A 3801-nucleotide genomic window follows, 5' to 3' on the forward strand; every position below is an offset into this window, starting at 1 on the left:
TGCCGCACCGCCGGTCACGAACTTCCGCAACATGACGGCCAGTCAGCTCGATGCACTCGGAAACCTGCCCCTGACCAGCAGTAATAGCGAACTGCAACTGGAGTATTAGAGCTTGTCTCATGTGGCGAGTTTCGCGAGCTTCTTGTAGCAGGTCAGCGCCGCCGCGAGTCCGAGGAAGGCCAGGAAGTGGCTGCTCTTTCGCTCGTATCGGACCGTCAGTCTGCGGTAGCCGAAGAGCCAGGAGATCGACCGCTCGATCTTCCAGCGGTGACGGCCGAGACGCTCCCCGGACTCGATGCCGGGGCGGGCGATGCGGGGGACGATGCCTCGGCTGCGCAGCCAGGCCAGCCGGTCGGTGGAGTAGTACGCCTTGTCAGCGCGGAGCCTGCCGGGACGGCGACGTCGCGGTCCGCGGCGGGAGCGGATGGCGGGTATGCCAAGGATCAGCGGCAGGAGGGTCTGACTGTCGTGGACGTTCGCGCCGGAGACGCCGAGGGCGAGAGGTAAGCCCTGGGCATCGGAGAGGACGTGGAGCTTGCTGCCCTTCTTGCCCCGGTCGACCGGATTGCGCCCGGTCAGCGATCCCCCTTTTTCGCGCGGACCGAGGCCGCGTCCACGATGGCCGACGTCCAGTCCAGCTCACCGCGGGCCCCGAGCTCATCCAGGACCCTCTGATGCAGCCGCCGCCACAGACCTGCCTCGGTCCACGCGGAGAACCGGCGATGCGCGGTCGCCGGCGACACTCCGAACGTCTCCGGCAGATGCCGCCAGGCGCAGCCACTGGTCAGCACGTACACCACAGCCGTGAACGCGGCCCGCTCATCCACCGGGGCCGTCCCGCCACCCTGCGGCCGAGACGCAAACGACGGCAGCAACGGAGCAACCAGCAACCACAGTTCGTCAGGAACCAACCGCTGCGACAGACCAACACCCATGGCACAGCATCATGCCGCATCAACCCCACGCCACGTGAGACAACCTCTTAATCGACAGGAGATGGAAGTAGAGGTCGAATTCTACTCGTTTGCCCTTCAGGAGGCGAATGATGATCTCGTCCCGATTCCTTTTCCGGAGGGCTCGGAGATGGGTAACTTTCTCTCTTTTCGTGAACGAAGAATTGACATCGAAAGCGGCGGGCACACCCACACGGCAATTCTGGTCTCCGAGGTATGGGAGTCGGCTCCCAGCGAAGAGGGCGAAGATAGTTGGGAGGTGGTGGGCGAGGGCGAAATTGAATCGCCGACCGGAGAACTAGCCATCTGTGAAATGATGGGGAGTTCTGGGGCGTGTATCCAGCTTGGGCGGACGAACACGTTGTGGAAAGTGCGCGTGCGATGCTCGGGGCGTGATGCCGTTTATCAAATGGCGCAAGTCGATGTTCCGAGTGGTGTTGAACGCTACCTGGTGCAGTTCTGGCCCGCCAGCGAGTGAGGGCTTAAAACACATGAGGAAAGAGGGATTTTTCTTCAGGGAAGAAACTTCCCTCTAATTCTTGAAGGGCTTTCGGGGAAAGCTTGCTCCGGAGCCGGGAGGAACCATGCGATCTTCCTTGGCCTGGTAATGAGAAGTACACGTGGATGATTCGCTCAAGGGGCGACGGGGCCGCGCGGTGGGGCGAACGGCACCCTCGTCGGGACAGCCCTTAGTGATGCTTCGCCGGGATGACATCGGTGTGGGCACGTCGCGTTGGCACGTGGTCCAGGCGCCGGTCCAGAGTATGAGTAAGTAACCGCAGTGCAAGAAGGTCGGCTTGAGGCGCGGACCGACTTCCGCCTCTTGCGGCGAACGGACGATGCGCTGGAGGGCGTAGAAGACGTGGGGCGTAGGGACAGGGGCGTAGTGATGCCGTCCGCTCCAGGTCCTGCCTTTGAATTCGTATGCATGGTCAAGCTGTGAGGGTGCGAGAGGAAGCCGCCGCAGGCAGGGAGATGAGCGCGGCAGGCGGCCAGAGCAGATGACGGCCCGATCGTCGTCGCTCCAGCATGAAGTACCAGGTGGCGGGCTCGCCCCACGTGGACCTATTCCCTGGCAGCGGCCTTGGGAAGACGCGGCGGCGCCCCAACCCACTTGTGCCGGGTGGGCTGGGGCAAGGCATAGGCCAAGCGGAGCGCCTCCTGTGCCGCATAACTGGCATCATGACAAGGGCCAGATCCATGCGTTCCGCCGACAACTTCAGGAGGGGGAAGTGAGAATCCCGCACATAATCGAGCGAAAGACGATGAAAATACTCGTCGAGTTCTACGGGATCGGCCTGGAAGAGGTGGATGCCGCTTACGTGTCGGAGTCATTCCCGGAGGGTGAAGGCTTCGGCGAGTCGTTCCTGACTCAACGCGAGGGGCGCGTTGATATTCTGAGTGCTGGCCACACGCACACGGCTCTGTTTGCCGTGCAGGTATGGGATGGCGAACCTGAGTTCGATGCCGATCCGTCTTGGGAAGTGAGAGAAGAGGCAGAGATCTTCGCCCCGTCCGGCAGGTTGGCCGTGATGACTTTCTCCGGCTCGGTGGACTTCTTGGAATTGGGCCTCACTGGCCGTCGGTGGAGAATTCGAGTCCACTGTACCGGGAGGGAAGAGGTGGCGCGCCGAGCGGATCTTGAGGTCCCGGACGGGGTCGAAAGATATCTGGTGCAGTTCTGGCCGATCGCGGCGTAAAAGAATCCGGTGGCCTTTGCAGGCCCCCGGATTCGGCTGTGTCAGGAGATCTTCACCATGAAGGAGTCTTCGATGTCACTGTTCTGGTAGCCATCGATTATTCTGTATTTCTTGTAGAAGCTTGCCAGGAGGGTGCCGCCGGCTCCGTTTTCTGCTTTAGGTATAGGAATTGCGGAGAAGTTCTTCTTGGGTGCTTTCCCTTTTGGGTCGTATTTCTTCAGTGCTTGGGCTGCGCCTTCATAGGTGCTGGCGAAGGGGAACTCGTCGCATTCGTATTTCTTGCCCTGCGAGTAGTCCTTTCCCAGTGTGCTTGGCATGCTTTGATGGCCTCGGCGCGATGGGCTTTTCTTCTGCCAGTGTCGTGGTAGCGGCGATGCAAGGCGGTTTCCGGTGTGTTCCCTGGGATGTTCTTTGCGCTGTTGCTGGGTTGTGTGTTCTTGGGGTCGGTGTACGCCTTCTTGATGTGATCGGCGAAAGCCTTCTCTGCTGCTCCTGTCTTGCTGCTGTACCAGAGTTCGGACTTGTAAGCCATGACGGCACCGGGCTTGCGCTGGCGATGTAGGTGGCTCCGTCCCACCGCGGTACGAGGAAGTAGGGCTCGCCACTCCGGGCGCCCGTCACTGTCCAGCCCGTCGGGAACTTGATGTCGACCTTCGGCTGATGAGCCAGGGATATGACGCGGTCCTTCCCGTATCCTGACGCCAGGTCCGCTGTCATTGTGTGGCGGAATCCGGACTTCGGATCGCCCTTCAGGGCAGTCCAGCTGCGCGGGCCTGGGATGCTGCCGCCCTCATGAAGAGCGGATGTGGAAGGCCACTTCGCCAGTACGTACGCAGACGGACTGATCATCATCCCGCTCGTGCCCGTCTGGCCGACCTGCTCCATATGCAGGTACTCGTAGTCGACGTTCATTGTCATGCTGCCTTCGGGGATGGTGGCCATCGCGACGATGACGAACCTGCTCTCCCCTACGGGCTTGTTTTCCCGTGCCCATGTCTGGGTGAACACGGCACCGGAGCACACGGCGTACCGGGACTTGACGTAGAACAGTTTACCGGTGCCATCCAGCGCGTTGAAGCACTCCTTCGCCGTCATGGTCCGAGGCGGCGCGGGATATTCCGCACGAGCGGATGCTGCTGCCAGAGCAG

The 3801-nt window shown here is 61.4% G+C and carries 4 protein-coding genes; 2 read left to right on the plus strand and 2 right to left on the minus strand.

What is annotated here, in order from left to right:
- Nucleotides 1-117: 117 nt before the first annotated feature.
- Nucleotides 118-923 (minus strand): IS5 family transposase gene (locus AC51EU_RS28280; protein WP_496269936.1). Its coding sequence is split into 2 segments (ribosomal slippage): nucleotides 118-587 and nucleotides 587-923, totalling 807 coding nucleotides; the frame shifts between segments, so codons are not numbered across the junction.
- 73 nt (nucleotides 924-996) lie between these two features.
- On the opposite strand from AC51EU_RS28280, the gene AC51EU_RS28285 reads away from it, so the two are divergent.
- Nucleotides 997-1431: a hypothetical protein gene (locus AC51EU_RS28285; protein ID WP_496269933.1), complete on the plus strand. Its 435-nt coding sequence runs from the start codon at nucleotides 997-999 to the stop codon at nucleotides 1429-1431.
- 685 nt (nucleotides 1432-2116) lie between these two features.
- On the plus strand, nucleotides 2117-2653 hold the full coding sequence (locus AC51EU_RS28290) for a hypothetical protein (RefSeq protein WP_496269934.1): 537 nt from the start codon (nucleotides 2117-2119) through the stop codon (nucleotides 2651-2653).
- A gap of 41 nt (nucleotides 2654-2694) precedes the next feature.
- Here AC51EU_RS28290 and AC51EU_RS28295 read toward each other — a convergent pair whose 3' ends face one another.
- Nucleotides 2695-2970, minus strand: a complete 276-nt coding sequence (locus tag AC51EU_RS28295; RefSeq protein ID WP_496269935.1) for a NucA/NucB deoxyribonuclease domain-containing protein — start codon at nucleotides 2968-2970, stop codon at nucleotides 2695-2697.
- Nucleotides 2971-3801 lie beyond the last annotated feature (831 nt).

Source organism: Candidatus Streptomyces philanthi, assembly GCF_059553635.1.